The organism is Paraburkholderia sp. MM6662-R1, assembly GCF_050436245.1.
GTDB lineage: Bacteria > Pseudomonadota > Gammaproteobacteria > Burkholderiales > Burkholderiaceae > Paraburkholderia > Paraburkholderia tuberum.
Window position 1 is genome coordinate 1,742,399 of sequence record NZ_JBNDLV010000004.1, and the last position, 18,073, is coordinate 1,760,471.

The 18,073-nt window shown below is 65.7% G+C and carries 15 protein-coding genes and 1 pseudogene; 14 read left to right on the top strand and 2 right to left on the bottom strand.

Annotated features, from left to right (window positions below):
• From OKW39_RS37900 to OKW39_RS37945, 10 genes and pseudogenes are all read left to right on the top strand, one after another.
• Positions 1-1,516, top strand: a pseudogene (locus OKW39_RS37900) (efflux transporter outer membrane subunit).
• Entirely contained in the window at positions 1,513-2,793 is a 1,281-nt protein-coding gene (locus tag OKW39_RS37905; protein WP_429564978.1) for a paraquat-inducible protein A, read from the top strand. Before OKW39_RS37900 ends, OKW39_RS37905 begins: the two are co-directional and overlap by 4 nt.
• Complete coding sequence (locus OKW39_RS37910) at positions 2,777-4,390, top strand: intermembrane transport protein PqiB (protein WP_429564979.1); 1,614 nt, start codon at positions 2,777-2,779, stop codon at positions 4,388-4,390. Before OKW39_RS37905 ends, OKW39_RS37910 begins: the two co-directional genes overlap by 17 nt.
• Positions 4,387-4,986, top strand: coding sequence for a PqiC family protein (locus tag OKW39_RS37915; RefSeq protein ID WP_090808975.1), 600 nt, complete (start codon positions 4,387-4,389; stop codon positions 4,984-4,986). The genes OKW39_RS37910 and OKW39_RS37915 overlap by 4 nt, the downstream gene beginning before the upstream one ends.
• A gap of 178 nt (positions 4,987-5,164) precedes the next feature.
• Positions 5,165-7,501 (top strand): DUF3141 domain-containing protein, encoded by a 2,337-nt coding sequence (locus tag OKW39_RS37920; RefSeq protein WP_429564980.1) that lies wholly within the window; start codon positions 5,165-5,167, stop codon positions 7,499-7,501.
• Positions 7,502-7,595: 94 nt separating this feature from the next.
• Positions 7,596-8,585 (top strand): phosphate acetyltransferase, encoded by a 990-nt coding sequence (locus tag OKW39_RS37925; protein WP_090808979.1) that lies wholly within the window; start codon positions 7,596-7,598, stop codon positions 8,583-8,585.
• A gap of 4 nt (positions 8,586-8,589) precedes the next feature.
• A complete protein-coding gene (locus OKW39_RS37930) occupies positions 8,590-9,765 on the top strand; it encodes an acetate/propionate family kinase (RefSeq protein WP_429564981.1) in 1,176 nt (391 codons plus the stop codon).
• 12 nt (positions 9,766-9,777) lie between these two features.
• Positions 9,778-10,560 (top strand): enoyl-ACP reductase FabI, encoded by a 783-nt coding sequence (gene fabI, locus OKW39_RS37935; protein ID WP_429564982.1) that lies wholly within the window; start codon positions 9,778-9,780, stop codon positions 10,558-10,560.
• Positions 10,561-10,580: 20 nt separating this feature from the next.
• Positions 10,581-10,838: a hypothetical protein gene (locus tag OKW39_RS37940; protein ID WP_090808984.1), complete on the top strand. Its 258-nt coding sequence runs from the start codon at positions 10,581-10,583 to the stop codon at positions 10,836-10,838.
• Between the two features lie 19 nt (positions 10,839-10,857).
• Positions 10,858-11,877 carry a hypothetical protein gene (locus OKW39_RS37945; RefSeq protein ID WP_429334368.1) on the top strand — a complete coding sequence of 340 codons (1,020 nt, stop codon included), beginning with the start codon at positions 10,858-10,860 and terminating at the stop codon, positions 11,875-11,877.
• A 15-nt stretch (positions 11,878-11,892) separates the two neighbouring features.
• Here the strand turns inward: OKW39_RS37945 and OKW39_RS37950 are convergent, their stop codons facing one another.
• The gene (locus OKW39_RS37950) at positions 11,893-12,480 is read right to left on the bottom strand and encodes a hypothetical protein (protein WP_090808989.1); all 588 of its coding nucleotides are present in this window, start codon (positions 12,478-12,480) and stop codon (positions 11,893-11,895) included.
• 18 nt (positions 12,481-12,498) lie between these two features.
• Positions 12,499-12,972, bottom strand: coding sequence for a glycine zipper family protein (locus OKW39_RS37955; protein ID WP_090810400.1), 474 nt, complete (start codon positions 12,970-12,972; stop codon positions 12,499-12,501).
• 330 nt (positions 12,973-13,302) lie between these two features.
• On the opposite strand from OKW39_RS37955, the gene OKW39_RS37960 reads away from it, so the two are divergent.
• The 4 genes from OKW39_RS37960 to OKW39_RS37975 all read left to right on the top strand — a co-directional run bounded on the left by OKW39_RS37960 (position 13,303) and on the right by OKW39_RS37975 (position 18,029).
• The gene (locus OKW39_RS37960) at positions 13,303-14,781 is read left to right on the top strand and encodes a DUF3300 domain-containing protein (protein WP_244144883.1); all 1,479 of its coding nucleotides are present in this window, start codon (positions 13,303-13,305) and stop codon (positions 14,779-14,781) included.
• 9 nt (positions 14,782-14,790) lie between these two features.
• Positions 14,791-15,750 carry a DUF2950 domain-containing protein gene (locus OKW39_RS37965; protein WP_090808991.1) on the top strand — a complete coding sequence of 320 codons (960 nt, stop codon included), beginning with the start codon at positions 14,791-14,793 and terminating at the stop codon, positions 15,748-15,750.
• Between the two features lie 82 nt (positions 15,751-15,832).
• Entirely contained in the window at positions 15,833-17,584 is a 1,752-nt protein-coding gene (locus OKW39_RS37970) for a SulP family inorganic anion transporter (RefSeq protein WP_187611506.1), read from the top strand.
• Positions 17,585-17,600: 16 nt separating this feature from the next.
• Positions 17,601-18,029, top strand: a complete 429-nt coding sequence (locus OKW39_RS37975; RefSeq protein WP_429334366.1) for an RT0821/Lpp0805 family surface protein — start codon at positions 17,601-17,603, stop codon at positions 18,027-18,029.
• Positions 18,030-18,073: the final 44 nt, after the last annotated feature.

The following is an 18,073-nucleotide window of genomic DNA, read 5'->3' on the forward strand; positions in this document are numbered from 1 at the left end:
ATGCGCGGCACGGCACCGGCGCGTTTGCTCGCATCCGTCATGCTGCTCGCGCTGAGCGGATGCCTGCTAGGCCCCAACTACCAGCGCCCGGCGGTCGACGTGCCGGCCACTTATCGTTTCGCCCAGGGCGAGGCCGCGGGCATCGCCAACGCCGTGTGGTGGGAGCAGTTTCAGGACCCGGTGCTCGATCAGCTGATCGCCGCCGCGCTGCAGGACAATCGCGACGTGAAGGTCGCGGCCGCGCGGGTCGACGAGTTTCGCGGGCAGTTCGTGACCACGCGCTCCGGGCTGTTCCCGCAGCTTTCGGCAGGCGCCGACGCGTCGCGTCAACGGGTCTCGCAGGACGAAGGCGTGCCGGTGCCGACGGGCGTGAGCCCCGTCTACAACCAGTTCGACGCGACGCTGGCGGTGTCCTGGGAGCTCGATCTGTTCGGCAAGGTACGCCGGGAAACCGAGGCGGCACGCGCGAATCTGCTCGCAAGCGAAGAGGGCCGCCGCGCCACGATTCTGACGCTGGTGAGCTCGGTCGCGTCGGCCTACATTAATCTGCGCAGTCTGGACCGGCAGCTAGAGATCGCGAAGGAGACCGTGCAAAGCCGCGCGGAATCGGTGCGCGTGTTCGAGGCGCGCTTCCGCTACGGCGAGGTCTCGCAGATGGAACTCGCGCAAAGCCAGTCGGAGTATCAAGCCGCGCAAGTCACGATTCCGCAGCTCGAAGCGCAGATCGCCCAGCAGGAAGACGCGTTGTCGGTGTTGATCGGCAGGAATCCCGGCGCGATACTGCGCGGCCGTGAGCTGTCGCAGATGGGCACGCCGCCGATTCCCGAGGGGCTGCCGTCCGATCTGCTCGAACGCCGTCCCGACCTGCTGGAGGCCGAGCAGACGCTGGTCGCGCAAAACGCGCTGATCGGGGCGGCGCGCGCGCTGTACTTCCCGTCGATTTCGCTGACCGGGCTGTTCGGTTCGGTCAGCGCGCAGTTTTCGAATCTGTTCACCGGCCCGGCGCGCGTGTGGTCGTTTGCCGGCAGCGTCACACAGCCGATCTTCACGGCGGGCAACATCACCGGCCAGGTGCACCAGCGCCGAAGCGCGCCAGCAGGAATCGCTGTACTCGTACGAAAAGGCGATCCAGGTAGCGTTCCAGGAGGTCGAGGACGCGCTCATCTCCGTGCAGAAGACGCATCAGGCACTCGATGCGCAAAACCTCCAGGTCGAGGCGCTGCACACCTATGCGCACCTCGCGCGGCAGCGCTACGAAGGCGGCTATACGAGCTACATCGAAGTGCTCGATGCGGAGCGCAGCCTGTTCAACGCGCAACTGACCTATGCGCAAACTCAAGGCGCGGTGCTGGCCTCGTACGTCACGCTCTACAAGGCGACGGGCGGTGGCTGGGTGGCCGAGGCGGAAAAACTGACGGCGCCGCCGCCCGCGCAGCAAAACTCGCCGGCGATGGCGCCGGTCTCGCAGAACGCGCCCGCGCCGGCTGGAACGTCGGGTGCAGTGGAGGCGAGATGACGGGCAACGAGCTGATTGCGTGCGAAGAGTGCGACCTGCTTCAGCTCGGCGCGCCCCCGGCCGCCGGCAATGCGTTGCGCTGCCAGCGTTGCCGCGCGGAGCTCAGGCGCGGACGCTCGAACGGGCCGGAGTATGCGCTCGCGTTCTCGTGCGCGTCCGCGGTGCTGCTCGTGATCTCGAACGTGTTTCCGATCGTCGGTCTGTCGCTGAACGGCCATGTCGTGCAGACGACGCTCGCGGGTTCGGTGCGCATGCTGTACAGCCACGGCTCGTGGCCGCTCGCCTTGCTGGTCGGCCTGACGACGATCGTCACGCCGGTGCTGCAAACCGCGGCGATGCTGTGGCTGCTGCTGCCGCTGCGCTTCGGGCGCGTGCCGTGGCGGCCGGCCGAGTGCTTTCGTCTGTTTCAGTTCGCGCGGCCGTGGGGCATGACCGAGGTGCTGATCCTCGGCTTGCTGGTCGCGCTGGTCAAGCTCGCGCATATCGCCAAGGTGGTGCCGGGCACTGCGCTGTGGTCGTTCATCGCGCTGATGCTGCTGCTCGCGGCCGCGGCGGCGACCTTCGATCCGCATGAGGTGTGGGCGCGCATCACGGCAGCGCGTGGCGCGCGGGCGTGGCAGTTGCCGCCGATCCGCGTGCGCCGCAACGCCATCACGGCGTCTGCCTACGGGCTCGTGCTGTGCGAAGAATGCGGCCTGCTGCTCAAGCAGCCCAGCGGCGCGGTCAAGCACGTCTGTCCGCGCTGCAAGGCGCCGTTGCACCAGCGCAAGCCCGCGAGCCTGTCGCGCACGTGGGCGTATCTGGTGGCCGCGATGGTGCTCTACATTCCGGCCAACGTGCTGCCCGTGATGGACACGAGTTCGCTGTTCGGCACACAGAAGGACACGATCCTGAGCGGCGTGGTCTATCTGTGGGTATCGGGCTCCTGGCCGCTTGCGCTGCTCGTGTTCATCGCGAGCATCGTCGTGCCGATGCTGAAGATTCTCGGCATCGGGTATCTCGCGCTGTCGACCCAGCTTCGTTGGCAATGGCTGCCCGGGCAGCGCACGCGGATCTATCGCCTGATCGAGCTGATCGGTCGCTGGTCGATGCTCGACATCTACGTGATCACGATGCTGGTCGCGCTGGTGCAATTCCAGGCGCTGGCGACGATCAAGGCGGGGCCGGCGGCGATCGCGTTCGGCGCGGTCGTCGTGCTGACCTTGCTCGCCTCGATGGCGTTCGATCCGCGCCTGATGTGGGACGCTTTGGAGACCGAACGTGTCCACTCCGACTGAAGAGCCCGAGCTGCCCGCCGCGGAGCCGGTGCCGCGCTCGCGCTGGCGGATGCAACTGGTCTGGCTCGTGCCGATCGTGGCGATACTGATCGGCGGTTGGCTGGCGGTGAAGGCGGTGATGGAGCGCGGCGAGCAGATCAGCATCAGCTTCAAGACCGGCGACGGTCTCGAAGCCGGCAAGACCAAGCTCAAGTTCAAGGACGTCGATATCGGCGTGGTCGAAGCGGTCTCGCTGACGCCGGACCACAAGCGCGTGGTGGCCAAGGCCGAGGTGACGCGCGACGTGTCGGACCTGCTCGTCGACAACACGCGCTTCTGGGTCGTGCGTCCGCGCATTTCGGGTGGCACGGTGTCGGGGCTCGGCACGCTGCTGTCGGGCTCGTATGTCGACGTCGACGTCGGCAATTCGCCAAAAGCGCGCCGCAGTTTCGTCGGCCTCGAGGAGCCCCCCGTGATCGCGAGCGACGTGCCGGGGCACGAGTACACGTTGCACGGCACGGGACTCGGCTCGCTCGACGTGGGTACGCCCGTGTTTTTCCGCAGAATTCAGGTGGGCCAGGTCGCGTCGTACCAGTTGGACCCGGACGGCCACGGCGTCACGGTGAAGGTGTTCGTCAACGCGCCGTATGACCGCTTCGTCAGAACCGACACGCGCTTCTGGCACGCCAGCGGTGTCGACATGTCGTTCGACAGCAGCGGCTTGCGGGTCGAAACGCAGTCGATCGTGTCGATCATCATCGGCGGGATCGCGTTCGAATCGCCGCCCGATTCACAGGTAGAGACGAGCGCCGATACCAGCACCCGGTTCGAGCTGTACACCACGCGCGCCGACGCGATGAAGATGCACGATCGCATCGTCGTCAAATACGTGGTGAACTTCGCGGATTCGGTGCGCGGCCTGACAGTTGGCGCGCCGGTCGATTTCCGCGGCGTCGATATCGGCGAAGTGACGGCGATCTACACGCGCTTCGATCCGGACACCCGCCGCTTCAGCAGTCCGGTCGAGATCAATCTCTATCCGGAGCGGTTCACGTCGCGCTATCAGAACGACGGCGCCGGCGGACACGTCACCGATGACCCGCGCGCTCTCGCGAACTATCTGGTCGAGCACGGCTTCCGCTTCCAGTTGAGAACCGGCAATCTGCTGACCGGCCAGCAGTATCTCGCGCTCGACTATTTCCCCGACGCGCCGAAGGCGTCGATCGACTGGAACAAGACGCCGCCCGAAATGCCCGCGATTCCGCGCACGCTGCAATCGCTGCAGGAATCGGTCACGCGACTGCTCGCCAAGATCAACAACATACCGTTCGAGGATATCGGCAAGGACGCGCGCTCGACGCTGCGCACCACCAACGCGATGCTCGGGCAGCTCAACACGCAGGTCGTGCCGAAAGCGCGCGACACGCTGCTGTCCGCGCAATCGACGCTCGATTCGGCGAATGCCGCGCTGCAGCCCGACTCGTCGCTGCAGCAATCGACGGAGGACGCAATGCGTGAATTGACTCGCACCGCTGCCTCGTTGCGCACGCTGGCCGACTATCTGGCGCAGCATCCGGAATCGCTCGTGCGCGGCAAGTCCGAGGACAAGAAGCCATGACAGATGTGATGCGCCGCTTCGCGGCCGGCCTGATGCTCGCGCTCGCCGGCGCTCTGCTCGGCGCCTGCAAGTCGCCGGCGACGAACTTCTACACGCTGAGCCCCGACGAGTCGTTGAGCAGCACCGGCGCGAGCCGGCCGATCGCGGCGGTGATCGGTCCGGTCACGATACCCGAGATCGTGGACCGGCCGCAGATCGTCACGCGGATCGCTAACAACGAGGTCGCGGTCAACGAATTCGACCGCTGGGCGCAGCCGCTCGGTGGCGACATCGGCCGCGTAATCGCGGCCGATCTCGGCGCGCTGCTGAACTCGCAGCAGATTTCGGTATTCGATGCGGTACGCGATCCGTCCGTCGTCTGGCGCGTGCGGATCGACGTGATGCGCTTCGAGTCCGTGCCGGGGCGCGACGTCACCGTCGATGTGCTGTGGACCGTGCGGCCGCCCGGCAAGGTCCGCGCCATCACCGGCCGCTCGGTCGCGCGCGAGAGCGTGTCCGGTCCCGGATTCGAGCCGATCATCGCCGCCCACGATCTCGCGCTCGCCTCGGTGAGCCGCGATATCGCCGCAGCGGTGCAGGCAAAACCCGCTCAATGAGACGTCGCGCTGCGTCACGTCGACACGCGCCGCGCCCGAACCCGTGCGCTGCACCGGGTCGCGCGCACAATAAGACCTTGGTCCGATTGCTAGAGCTCTGGGCCAACTCCACGATTCAATCGATGCACGGCGCGTGCCTCGGCACCGATCGTGACGCGCACCTTTCAGGAGTCTTCCGATGGACGCTGAAACGCTGTTGTCACAAAGCCAGGACATTGCCTCAAAAATCACCCACGTGCTGCAGAAGCGCACGCAAATCGCCCAGCGGCATCTGAATGAACGGGTCACCGAAACGCTGGGGCTCGATCACGATGGCGCCCCGACCGCAAGCGCGATGCCCGCGCCATTCGATCCGCTCAGTGCGTGGCAATACACGGTAGATGCCGCGCAGCGCTCGCTGCTGTTCTGGGACACGCTGTACCGGCGCGGCAACGAGTTCGTCGAACGCAGCGTCAGCGGTCCCGCGCCGGTGCTGCATTTCGAGTACGACATGGTGCTGGACGGCCGCACCTTCGAACGGCCGGTCAACTATGCGCTGCTGCAACTTCGTCCGCTCGAAGGCGTGGGCGTGGACGTGCGCAAACGCCCGTATCTGATCATCGATCCGCGCGCGGGGCACGGCCCCGGCATTGGCGGCTTCAAGGACGATTCGCAGGCGGGCATCGCGCTGCGCGCGGGCTATCCCGTCTACTTCGTGGTGTTCTTTCGCGACCCCGAGCCCGGTCAGACCCTCCTCGACGTGTGCAACGCCGAGCAGCTATTCGTGCGCAAGGTGCGCGCGCTGCATCCCGACAGTCCGAAGCCCGCGATCATCGGCAATTGCCAGGGCGGCTGGGCGGCGATGATGCTCGCCAGCTCTGACCCCGAGGAGACCGGCCCGATCGTCATCAACGGTGCGCCGATGTCGTACTGGAGCGCGGCCTGGAGCGAAGGCGAGGGCGACAACCCGATGCGTTACGCGGGCGGCATGCTGGGCGGCGCGTGGCTCGCGTCGTACGCGGCGGATCTTGGCAACGGCAAGTTCGACGGCGCGTATCTGGTGGAGAACTTCGAGAACCTGAATCCCGCCAACACGTTCTGGGACAAGTACTACCACCTGTTCTCGAACGTCGATACCGAGCCGCCACGCTTTCTGGAATTCGAGCGCTGGTGGGGCAGCTACTACCTGATGAATCGCGAGGAGATCGAATGGATCACGCGCAACCTGTTCGTCGGCAACAAGCTGTGGTCGGGCGGAGTGACGAACAGCAGCGGCCAGGCTTTCGATCTGCGTGAAATCCGCTCGCCGATCATCCTGTTCGCGTCGATGGGGGACAACATCACGCCGCCTCAACAGGCGTTCAACTGGGTGGCGGACCTTTACGGCAGCACCGAGGAGATCAAGTCGCGCGGCCAGGTGATCGTCGGTCTGACGCACCAGAACGTCGGGCATCTGGGCATTTTCGTGTCCGGGAAAGTCGCGAAGAAGGAGCACAAGCAGATCATGTCCGTGCTCGAGACCATCGAAACCTTCCCGCCGGGACTCTACGGCATGACCATCAACGAGGCCAGGAACGCGGCCGGGGAGATCGAATACGAAGTCGAATTTCATGAGCGGCGGCTCGAGGAGATTTCCGCGCATTTCAACCGCTTCGGCCGCATCGACGAAAAGCCGTTCGAAGCGGTCGCCGCGGTGTCCAATCTGAATCAACGCATGTATGAACTGCTCGCGCGGCCGTTCGTGCAGGCGATGTCGAACGAAACGAGCGCCCGCCTGCTGCGCCAGTTTCATCCGCTGCGCTGGCAGCGCTGGGCCGTGTCCGCGATGAACCCGTGGCTTGGCTGGCTGCCGGCGGCCGCGCAGTCGGTTCGTGAGAATCGCCAGCGGGCCGCCGCCGATAACCCGTGGAGCAAGCTCGAACACAACGGCTCGCAAATGTTCAGCGCGTCGCTGGACTATTACCGCGCGATGCGCGACGCGGGGACCGAGGCCAGCTTCTTCAGCGTGTACGCGAATCTGTATGCGACGTATCTGAGCAAGCCGGGCGCCGATGGCGTGGCCGCGCAAGCCGGCGCGATCGATCCGCGCGAGCTGCCGTTCGTGCGCACGGCGTTGCAGGCGATCGGCGACGGCGGCTACACGGAGGCGCTCGGGCGCGCGGCCTTTCTGTTGTCGCGCAAGGGCGGGTCGTTGCCGCTCGCGCGCCTGGAGATGCGCAAGGAGATCGCCGAAAGTTACGTGGAGTACCTGCCCGACATCAGCCCCGATCACTGGCGGCGGATCCGGGGCGAGCAGGAAATCATCGTCAGCTTCGAACCGGACGAGGCGATAGCCACGTTGCCGAAGCTGCTTTCCCACAGCGAGGACCGCGAGCGCTTTCTACAACTGCTCGACAAGCTGGCGAGCGACGAGCGCGTGTTGAACACCGCGCCCGACGCCGCGCAAAAGGAGGCGTTCGAACGCATCCGCGCGGTGCTGGGTTCGCGCGAGAGCCGCAAGCGCAACGCACGTTTGCCGGACCCCACTCGCACGTGAGCAACCGGCGCGATGCGCGGCAGGACGCAAGCGTGACGGAACCGTGTGCACGGCGCCCGTATGCACGGCGCCCGTGTGCACGGCTCCCGTCAGCATGGCGTGCCACGCGTCACGAATCCAACGCACCGTACACACGAGGAATACGCAGATGGAAAAGCACGCGAAGTATCAGCGTCTGATCGATTTCTGCCGGACGCTGCCGGCGATGCCGACAGCGGTCGCGCATCCGTGCGACCAGAGTTCGCTCAATGGCGCGGTCGAAGCAGCCGGGATGGGACTGATCGCGCCGCTGCTGGTCGGGCCGCGCGCGCGCATCGAAGCGATTGCCGCCGAACACGGCATCGACATTTCGAACTTCACGATCGTCGATGCGCCGCATAGCCATGCCGCCGCGGCAGCAGCCGTGCAACTGGTGCGCGAAGGCAAGGCGGAGGCCCTGATGAAAGGCAGCCTGCATACGGACGAGCTGATGGCCGAGGTGATTCGCCGCGACATCGGCCTGCGCACCGAGCGGCGCATCAGCCACTGCTTCGTGATGGACGTGCCCGGGTACGAGAACGCGCTGATCATCACCGACGCCGCGATCAACATCTTGCCGACGCTCGAAGAGAAGGTCGACATCCTGCAGAACGCGATCGATCTCGGGCACGCGCTGAAATTTGACGAAGTCCGCGTGGCGATCCTGTCCGCGACCGAGAGCGTCAATCCGAAAATTCCATCGACGGTGGAAGCGGCGGCGCTGTGCAAGATGGTGGACCGCGGGCAGATCACCGGCGGGCTCGTCGACGGTCCGCTCGCACTCGACAACGCGATCAGCATTGAAGCCATGCGCATCAAGCAGATCGAGTCGCGGGTGGCCGGTCGCGCCAATGTATTGATGGTGCCGGACCTCGAAGCGGGCAACATGCTCGCGAAAAGCCTGTCGTTTCTCGCCGGCGCGGACGCGGCGGGCATCGTGCTCGGCGCGCGCGTGCCGATCATTCTGACGAGCCGCGCGGATTCTCTGTCGACGCGTCTCGCGTCGTGCGCGGTCGCCGCGTTGGTGGCCAAGGCACGGCGCGAGGCCGGCAAGGTGGTCGGGTGACGTCATGGCGGATGTGATCCTCGTATTGAACGCAGGTTCGTCGAGCCTCAAGTTCAGCGCCTTCGACGCGCAACAAGCGCAACTCGAGCTCATTTTGCGCGGTCAGATCGAAGCGCTGTACACGAGCCCGCGTTTTCGCGTGACGGACCGCGACGGTAATGCCAGCTCGCACGAATGGGGCGATGGCCATCGGCTCGGCCATCAGGGCGCGATCGAATATCTGGGCGGTTTTTTGCACGACCACGGCGGCGGCAATCAACTGAAGGCGGTCGGGCATCGCGTCGTGCACGGCGGGCAGCGGTTTGCCGGCCCCGTCCTCGCGACCTCCGAGGTGATCGATCAGCTGGACAGCCTGAGCCCGCTCGCGCCGCTGCATCAGCCGCATAACCTGACCCCGATCCGCATCCTCGCGCAGCTGCGTCCCGACCTTCCACAGGTCGCGTGCTTCGACACCACGTTTCATCGCACGCAGACCGAGACCGCGCAGGCCTATGCGCTGCCCCCGTCGATTACCGACCGCGGCGTGCGGCGCTACGGTTTTCACGGGCTCTCGTACGAATACATCGCGAGCGTGCTGCCGGAGATCGCACCGGCCGCGGCGGCGGGGCGCACCGTCGTCGCGCATCTGGGCAACGGCGCGAGCATGTGCGCGATGGTCGCGGGCAAGAGCGTGGCGAGCACGATGGGCTTCACGGCGGTGGAAGGCCTGCCGATGGGCACGCGTTGCGGCAGCCTCGACCCCGGCGTGATGCTCTATCTGCTCGACGAGCTGAAGATGGATACGCAGTCGATCGCGGACCTCATTTACAAGGGCTCGGGGCTGCTCGGCATGTCGGGCATCTCGGGCGACATGCGCGTGCTGCTCGACAGCGACGACCCGCGTGCCCGCTTTGCGATCGACGTCTACACCTACCGGATCGCGCGCGAACTCGGTAGTCTCGCCGCGGCGATGCAAGGTCTCGACGCACTGGTGCTGACGGCCGGCATCGGCGAGCACGCCGTCGCGATCCGCGAGCGCATCGTGCGCGATGCCGCGTGGCTCGGCGCCGAACTCGACGAAGCGGCCAATCGGGCGGGCGGCCCGCTGATCACCCGCACCTCGAGCAGGCTGCCGGTCTGGGTCGTGCCCACCAACGAGGAACTGATGATCGCCCGTCATACGCGCGCTATCGCCCCATAAAGGAGTATCACCATGACGATCGAGCAACCGCGTTTGATTCTGGAGGGAGCGAAGGCCCTCGTGACCGGCGTCGCCAACGAGCATTCGATTGCCTACGGATGCGCGAAGGCATTTCACGACCTCGGCGCGAGCGTTGCGCTCACCTGTGCGAACGACAAGGCGCTTCCTTATGTGGAACCGATAGCCAAAGCACTCGATGCCGAGATCTTCATGCCGCTCGACGTAACGGGCGAGGACGAAATGGAGGCCGTGTTCGACCGGATCGAGAAGACGTGGGGAAGCCTCGATATTCTCGTTCACGCCGTTGCATGGGCGCCGAAAGCGGATCTGCAGGGCGGCTTGCTGCAATCGTCGCGTGAGGGCTTCCTGAGCGCGATGGACATCTCCTGCCATTCGTTCGTGCGGATGGCGCGCCTCGCCGCGCCGCTAATGAAAGACGGCGGCACCATGCTGACGATGAGCTACTACGGCGCGAACAAGGTCGTGCCGAACTACAACCTGATGGGCCCCGTCAAGGCGGCGCTCGAAGCCTGCGCGCGCTATCTGGCGTTCGAGCTGGGACCGAAGGGCATCCGCGTGCACGCGATTTCTCCCGGGCCGCTGCAGACCCGCGCCGCTTCGGGCCTGAAGGATTTCGAGCTGCTGCTCAACGAAGCGGTGCAGCGCGCGCCGCTCGGCGAACTCGTCGACATCATGGATGTCGGCTATACCTGTGCGTTTCTGGCCACGCCGTATGCCCGGCGGGTGTCCGGTTCTACCTTGTATATCGACGGCGGATTGAACATCGTCGCATAGGGCCTGGAGGAGTAAGCATCATGGCAGAACTGTTTCTTGGAAACGTCGAGGAAAGCGTCTCCGACGAAGATATCGGCGAGTTCCTGATTCGCTACGGGTTCCCGCGCTTCAGCTCGATCAAGCGGGTGCTCGGCACGGGCTCGCGGCCAGGCGCGGTGGTCGTCTTCGACGACGTGCCCACGGACGGGCTGCGCATACTGCAAAACCGCGTCCATAACCTGTTCTGGAAGAACCACACGATCGTCGCGCAGCTGCTGCCGGAGCGCGACGAATCGTGACGGGCGACGGGAGCCGGACATGGGTCTGCTGTCGCGGTGGCTGACCAGGCGCAACGCTTCCGAAGAGAGCGACGATCAGCAGACGAAGGAAATCGTCGAGCGGATCGTCGGGCTCTGTCCGTCGTTGCGGCTCGCGCGCAACTATGCGTCGCGCCTGCGGCCCGCCGTGCAACACACGACCGCCTATCTGCTCCGGCTCGCCGATGAAGTGCCGCCGACGCGCGAAGCGAACGCGGCGGCGTGGGCGACAGACCCGTATATCCACGCCTTTTTCGCCACACCCGACGACGTCTGCCCGGTCTTCAACCGCTCACACGAGCTGAACACGTTCTTCAGCGACCATCCCGCTGCCGATCAGGTATTCGCGGTGCTCGGCATGGCCATGGACGAGCGGCGTATTTTCGGCGTCGGGCAACACGGCGAAACGACGCAAACCGATCTCGCGCAGACGACCATCAACTTCAGCGATCACCAGGTGCGCGTGTGCGAAGAATCCGAAGCCGCGTTGCGGCGCCAGATCGTGTTGCGGATCGTCGATCAGCTCGTGCTCGAAGCCCTCGGCAAGATCGAGGCCGACACCTCGCGGCAGGACGAATTGCAACGCGAAAGGGCGCTGCTGAAAACGCGCCTGACGATTCTCGAACGGCAAGGGGCGGGCGTGCGCTCGCTGCTTGGTAGCGACGCGACGTCGAATTACGCGGAAGTGGCGAAGCTGCAGGCGCAGATCGAAGAGAACGATCAGGCTCTGGCGCAGTTGGGCCTGAAGACAGAGGCGCTGGAGCGGCATCTCGACGTGATGTGCGGTGTACTGGGGGCGCCGGATGCGCATTTCTACGTGCGCAGGAGCGTGTACCGGCTCGACCGGATGAACGTCGTCCTGGAAGAGGGAGATACGCGGCCCGCGCACGAAATCGAGTTTCGCCTTGCGCGTCTGCCGGAGAGTCCCAATGCGATACGGGTTTTCTCGACGGTGCGTTTTCGACGCGCGGACTTTACGCCTCCCCTTAGCGGCCTCGCGCAAGCGCACCGCCTGATCTGACGCGAGCCATGCCTGCTATTTGCCGGCGACCGGCTCCACGGAGATGGCCACGGCCTCGGTATAGACCGCTTGTATCTGGTCGCCTTTTTTGATCCGCTTGAGCTGTTCGGGATCCTGCACGATCAGATCCACCGTGTTGCCTTGCGGGCCTTTAAGCGTGACCGCGCCGCTCTGGTGATTGACCGCGATGACGTTAGCCATGATCGTGACTTCGCGCGAGGCCGAGCCGCCGGGTTTCGCGCCCGCCGGTGTGCGTTCGAGCGTCTGCGTTTCGTTGGCGGTCAGCGGCGCGTTGCCTTTTTTCAGCATGATGGTCAGAGCCTGAGAATACTCGGCCTTGACCACGTCGCCGACCTTGATCTGATCGAAGTTGCGCGCTTCCTCGCCGACCACGACCTGCACGACCTTGCCCTTCGGGTCCTTGAGCAAGACGGTGCGCGTTGCCGGCTCGATGCCGACGACCGTCGCGGTCGTTTTGACCATGCCCGACATAGTGACTTTGCCGGGCTCGCTCTTGACCGTGACGGGTGTCTCCGTCTGAGCGAATCCTGTATTCGCGAGACACACGAGCGCCGCCGCGATGATCAGTTTGCGGTTAATCATTTTGCTCTCCTTGCGCGATCAATTGACCGTGTAACCCCGCCCCGACATGCAGGCGGCGAAAGCGCGATTGAACGTGTCCATCGAGCCCTGCGTTTGCGCCTGCGATTGTGTCGCGGCCGCGCGCCGGTTCTGCCGCGCGCGTGACCCGCCGACCATCGTGCCGGTCGCCGCGCCGATCGCCGCGCCCTTGCCGGCGTCGCCCGCAATCGCGCCGATGATCGCGCCGCCGGCCGCGCCGCGCGCGGCGCCCTGCACGCGCTCGCCGCCTCCCACCGCGGGGCCGGAAGGCGGGGGCGGGGCATTGGCGACCATGGTCGGGTCGATGCCGGTATTGCTCTTCGCCCACGAATAGCAGGCGCCTTCGTCCTGCTGCTGTTGCTGCGGGCTTTGCCCTCTGGCCGGATAGGCAATCGGCCTCGATTGCGCCAGGCCTTCCAGCGATAGCGACGCGCTCAACGCGGCGATCACGGCATATTTCGTAGACTTGTTCACGACAGCTCCTTGCGTGGGCACACGCGGGTGCGAGTCGCCGGCTTCCTGTTTGCTCAGGCGTGAGGGCGCAACCGGCACCCGTGAATGGGAATTCTGGTGGGACCGGTTGCCGCGCGGTGGATGCGCAGCAATGGCAGGTTCGCGTTCATCATGGTGTCGCGGGCCTGTCGCGCGCAATCGGACCAAGGTCGTATTTGCAATTTCGTCCATGGTTTCCAAACTGTATTCATGCGACAGGTGCAGGTCGTTTTCATTGCTTCGGACAACTGTCTGTCAAAGATCATGGCCATGCCGCCCGGGGCCGCTGACAAAGCGCAAGGGGAAGCATCGATGGACCGCGATTCGCGTGCTCGTACACGCATCATCCCGTTTGCAACGGCGCTCGACGACGAGGCGAAGCGCGCGCGACGCATCAGCCATGTACTGGGCGCCGCGCTTCTGGCGTGCTGCGGCGCGTTCTCCACTGCGGTGTCGCTGGCGCAGGCGCCGGCCGCGAACGCCCCGGCGAACGCGGCCTCGAACGCACCCGTTTCCGCGGCGGCGCTCGACAAGCTCGTCGGACCGATCGCGCTATATCCGGACGATCTGATCGCGATCATTCTTCCTGCCTCCACCTATCCCGTCGAAATCGTGCAGGCCGATCGCTTTCTCGACCAGTACAAAAACGATAAGTCGCTCAAGCTCAACGACGCGTGGCACGATCCGGTGAAGGCGCTGCTGAATTACCCCAGCATCGTCAAGAACATGAGCACCGATCTCGACTGGACGATCAATCTCGGCGAGGCCGTCGTTGCCGACCAGGGCTCGGTGCTCGAAGCGATTCAGCGCTTCCGGCGGCAAACGCAGTCGGCGGGGCATCTGAAATCCGACGACAAGCAGGTCGTGGTGGTCGAGAAGGAAGTGATCAAGATCCAGCCGGCCGATCCGCAGGTGATCTACGTGCCGCAGTACAACCCGCAGACCATCGTGGTGGCCAGCGCGCCCGTGACCTACGCCTACGCGCCCACGCCCTATCCGGCCTACTACTATCCGTACGCGCCCGGCGCCGCGCTCGCGACGGGGCTGATCTGGGGCGCGGCGATTACCGCCGCCTGGAACGGCGGGCACTATGAAACGCATTACGGAGGCGGCGGCAACAACAACATCAACATCAACCGCGAAAGAAACGTCGAGCGGGGCGATAGAAACGTCGAGCGCGGCGATAGGAACGTCGAGCGCGGCAATATCAACACGGGCGACATCAACCGCGGCGGTGGACGCGGGCAGGGAGGGGGCACCTCCGCGTGGACCTCGGACAAGAAGCCGGGCCAGGTCAGCGGTATCTCGGATCGCTCGGCGCGCACGCAACGGGTCGGCGATCCGCCGTCGCGCGGCGGCGGCGCGGGTGCAGGCGCGGGCGCGGGCGCGGGCGGTGGGTTGGCGGGCGGCAACCGCGGCGGCGCGGGCGGCGGCGCAAACTATGCAGGTGGCGGCGCGGGTGGCGGCGCCGGCGCAAACTTCGCGGGCGGCGGTGCTGGCGCGCAAGGGCGGCCGCAGGCGTCCCAGCGTCCGACGGCGTCGGCGGGCACACGCGAGGTGAGTCAGCGCGCGTCGCCTGGGGGCGGCGGCGATGCGTTCAGCGGCTACGGCTCGGCGCGCGACGCGCAAGCCAACAGCGCGCGCGGCGCGGCGAGCCGTCAATCGACGCGTGGCGGCGGAAATTCCGGTGGCGGTGGGTTCTCCGGCGGTGCCGGCCGTGGCGGCGGCGGTGGTGGATTCTCGCCGCGGCCCAGCGGTGGCGGTGGCGGCCGCGGCGGCGGACGGCGATAAGGAGCAGCCATGAGCGGACAAAGCATCACCGGAAAGCGCCCACGCGACGATTCGCGGCGACGTGTGGCCACATCGCGTCGGCTGTGCGCGATGGTGCTCGCGCTGTCGATTCCGTTGGCCGCGCTCGCCGCGGGGCAGCGCACTTTCGCCACCCCTGAAGACGCGGTCGCCGCGCTGTCCAGCGCACTGAAGACCGACGACGAAGCGTCGCTCGTCGCGATCTTCGGCGAAGCGCACAAGAGCCTCGTGGTATCGCCGGATCAGGCGGAGAACGAGGCGAACTGGGCCAAGGCGAGCAAGGAGATCGAGGCCTATCACCTGCTCGACGACAGGGGCCCGAACCGGCGGATTCTGCTGGTCGGCGACGAGGCGTGGCCGATGCCGATACCGATCGTCAAAGAGGACGGCACCTGGCGCTTCGCCACCGAGCAGGGCGAAGAAGAACTGATCAATCGACGGATCGGCGCCAACGAACTCGAAGCGATCAAGGTGCTGCAGGCTTATATCGGCGCGCAGCGTCAATACGCGTCGCGCGACCGGAACCACGACGGCCTGCTCGAATACGCGCAGAAGCTGGCCAGCACACCCGGCAAGCAGGACGGTCTCTACTGGCCCACCGACGAAAACAGTGACGAAGAAGAGAGTCCGTTCGGACCGCTCGTCGCCGCGAGTTCCGAATATCTGAAAGGCCACGCGGCGGGCGATCCTTACCGGGGCTACCATTTCCACATCCTGACGCGGCAGGGCAAGAACGCGCCGGGCGGCGCGTTCAGCTACGTAATCAACGGCCACATGATCGCGGGTTTCGCGATGGTCGCTTACCCGGCGCGGTACGGCACGAGCGGCGTGATGACCTTCGTGGTCAACAACAACGGCGTCATCTACCAGAAGGACCGTGGCGCGCACGCGCCGCCTGTGACCGAGTTCAATCCGGATCACACGTGGCAGCGCGTCAAGGATTCGCTCTGAGCCGCTCCGGGTTGGCTGAGGCGAAGGCCGTACAGCGCGCCCGTGCTTCCGTCAGGTCCGCTTCCGTACTCGAGGCGCTACGTTGAACCATCCACAGAGCGTCACCGGCCGCGCGTCTTCCACGCCACCCGCGCGCGGGTGGCGCTGCGCGTTTCCTCCCGCGCAGTGGCTGCGAAGCTATCAGCCTCGATGGCTCGCGAAGGATGCGGTCGCCGGCGTGACGCTCGCGGCTTATGGCATTCCGGTATCGCTCGCCTATGCGTCGCTCGCGGGCTTGCCGCCGCAATACGGCATCTACGGCTATCTGGTCGGCGGCCTCTGTTATGCGCTGTTCGGCTCGTCGCGCCAGCTCGCGATCGGCCCGACCTCGGCGATCTCGATGCTCGTCGGCGTGACGCTCGTGCCGATGGCCGGGGGCGACCCCTCGCGCTGGGCTTCGATCGCGGCGCTCACGTCCGTGCTGATCGCGTGCATGTGCGTGATCGGCTGGCTGCTGCGCTTGAGTTCGCTCGTCAGCTTCATCAGCGAGACGATCCTGCTCGGCTTCAAGGCGGGCGCCGCGCTGACGATCGCGATGACCCAGCTACCGAAGCTGTTCGGGGTGAAAGGCGGCGGCGAATTCTTCTTCGAACGGATCGCCGTGCTGTGGGGGCAGCTTCCGCTGACCAACCTCGGCGTGCTCGGTTTCGGCCTCGTTTGCATCGCGTTACTGCTGCTCGGCGAAAAGTTTTTGCCGGGGCGTCCGGTGGCGCTCGCCGTCGTCGCTGCCTCGATCGTCGTGTTGTCCGTCACGCCGCTGGCCAGCCGCGGCTTCACGCTCGTGGGCGCGCTCCCTCAAGGCTTGCCTGAATTCCGTCTGCCCGGGCTGCGGCTGCGCGATGTCGACGGCATCGTTCCGCTGGCGTTCGCGTGCCTGTTGCTGGCATACGTCGAGAGCGTTTCGGCCGCGCGCGCGCTCGCGCAGGCACATGGTTACGAGATCGACGCCCGCCAGGAATTGCTGGGTCTCGGAGCGGCCAATCTGGCCGCGGGATTGTTCCAGGCTTTTCCGGTTGCGGGAGGGCTTTCGCAATCGTCGGTGAACGACAAGGCCGGCGCGAAAAGCGCGCTTGCGCTGGTATTTGCGTCGCTCGCGATCGGCTTCTGTCTGATGTTCCTCACCGGACTGCTCGCGAATCTGCCCAACGTCGTGCTGGCGGCGATCGTGCTCGTGGCCGTGAAGGGCCTCGTCGACGTCGGCGAACTGCGTCATGTGTGGCGCGTGAGCCGCTTCGAATTCGCGATTTCGATGGTGGCGTTCGCGGCGGTGCTGTTGTTGGGCATCCTGAAGGGCGTCATCGTCGCGGTGCTCGTGTCGATGCTGCTGATCATCCACCGCGCTGCGCATCCGCATGTCGCGATGCTCGGGCGTATTCCCGGCACGCGCTATTTCTCGGATCTCGAACGTCATGCCGAGAACGAGACGATTGCGCATGTGCTGGCGGTGCGTGTCGAGGCGTCGTTGCTGTACTTCAACGTCGAGCACGTGCGCGAGACGATCTGGCGCATGATCCACGCCGCACCCGAACCGGTCCGGCTCGTGATTTGCGATCTGTCCGCATCGGCGGTCGTCGATCTGGCGGGCGCGCGCATGCTCGAAGCGATGCACGGCGCGCTGGAGGCCGCGGGCGCCGCGATGAAGGTCGTCGGCGCGCACGCGGACGTGCGCGACATGCTGCGCGCCGAGGGGCTCGAAGTTCGTGTCGGCCACATCGGCCGACGCGGCTCGGTGGCCGACGTCGTCGACGCGTTCCAGCAAAACGGCGATTTCGCGGACGACGCGGATCGCGGATGAACTCGAGGAGAAACCCATGTCACGTCAATTTCGTCCTGGCGCGGGCGCGCCCGCACTCGACGCCGCGTACGCCCACACGATCACGCAGTGGCTTGCGGCAGCGGCGCTGCTCGCCAGCCCCATGTTGTGTTACGCAGCGAACCTGAACTTTCTGAAAGACACGCCCATTACTTACATGCGCGAGGCCGACCGTAAAGCGCTCAACGACGCGGCGCAAAAGGCGCTCGATACAAAAAAGGATGGCGAATCGTACGAGTGGAGCAATGCGGGCACCGGCAATTCCGTGTCGATCAAGGGCACGGTCACGCCGCAGGACACGACGAAGGACGGCGATCGAACCTGCCGGACCGCGACGCTGACCGCGGTCGCGAAAGGACAGACCCAAACGTGGACGCCGATCGTCTGCAAAACCGGCAATGGGCCGTGGAAGATTCTGAAGCAATAAACGCATGCGTGTCGCTTCATACGCCTCCGAACATGGCGCCGCCG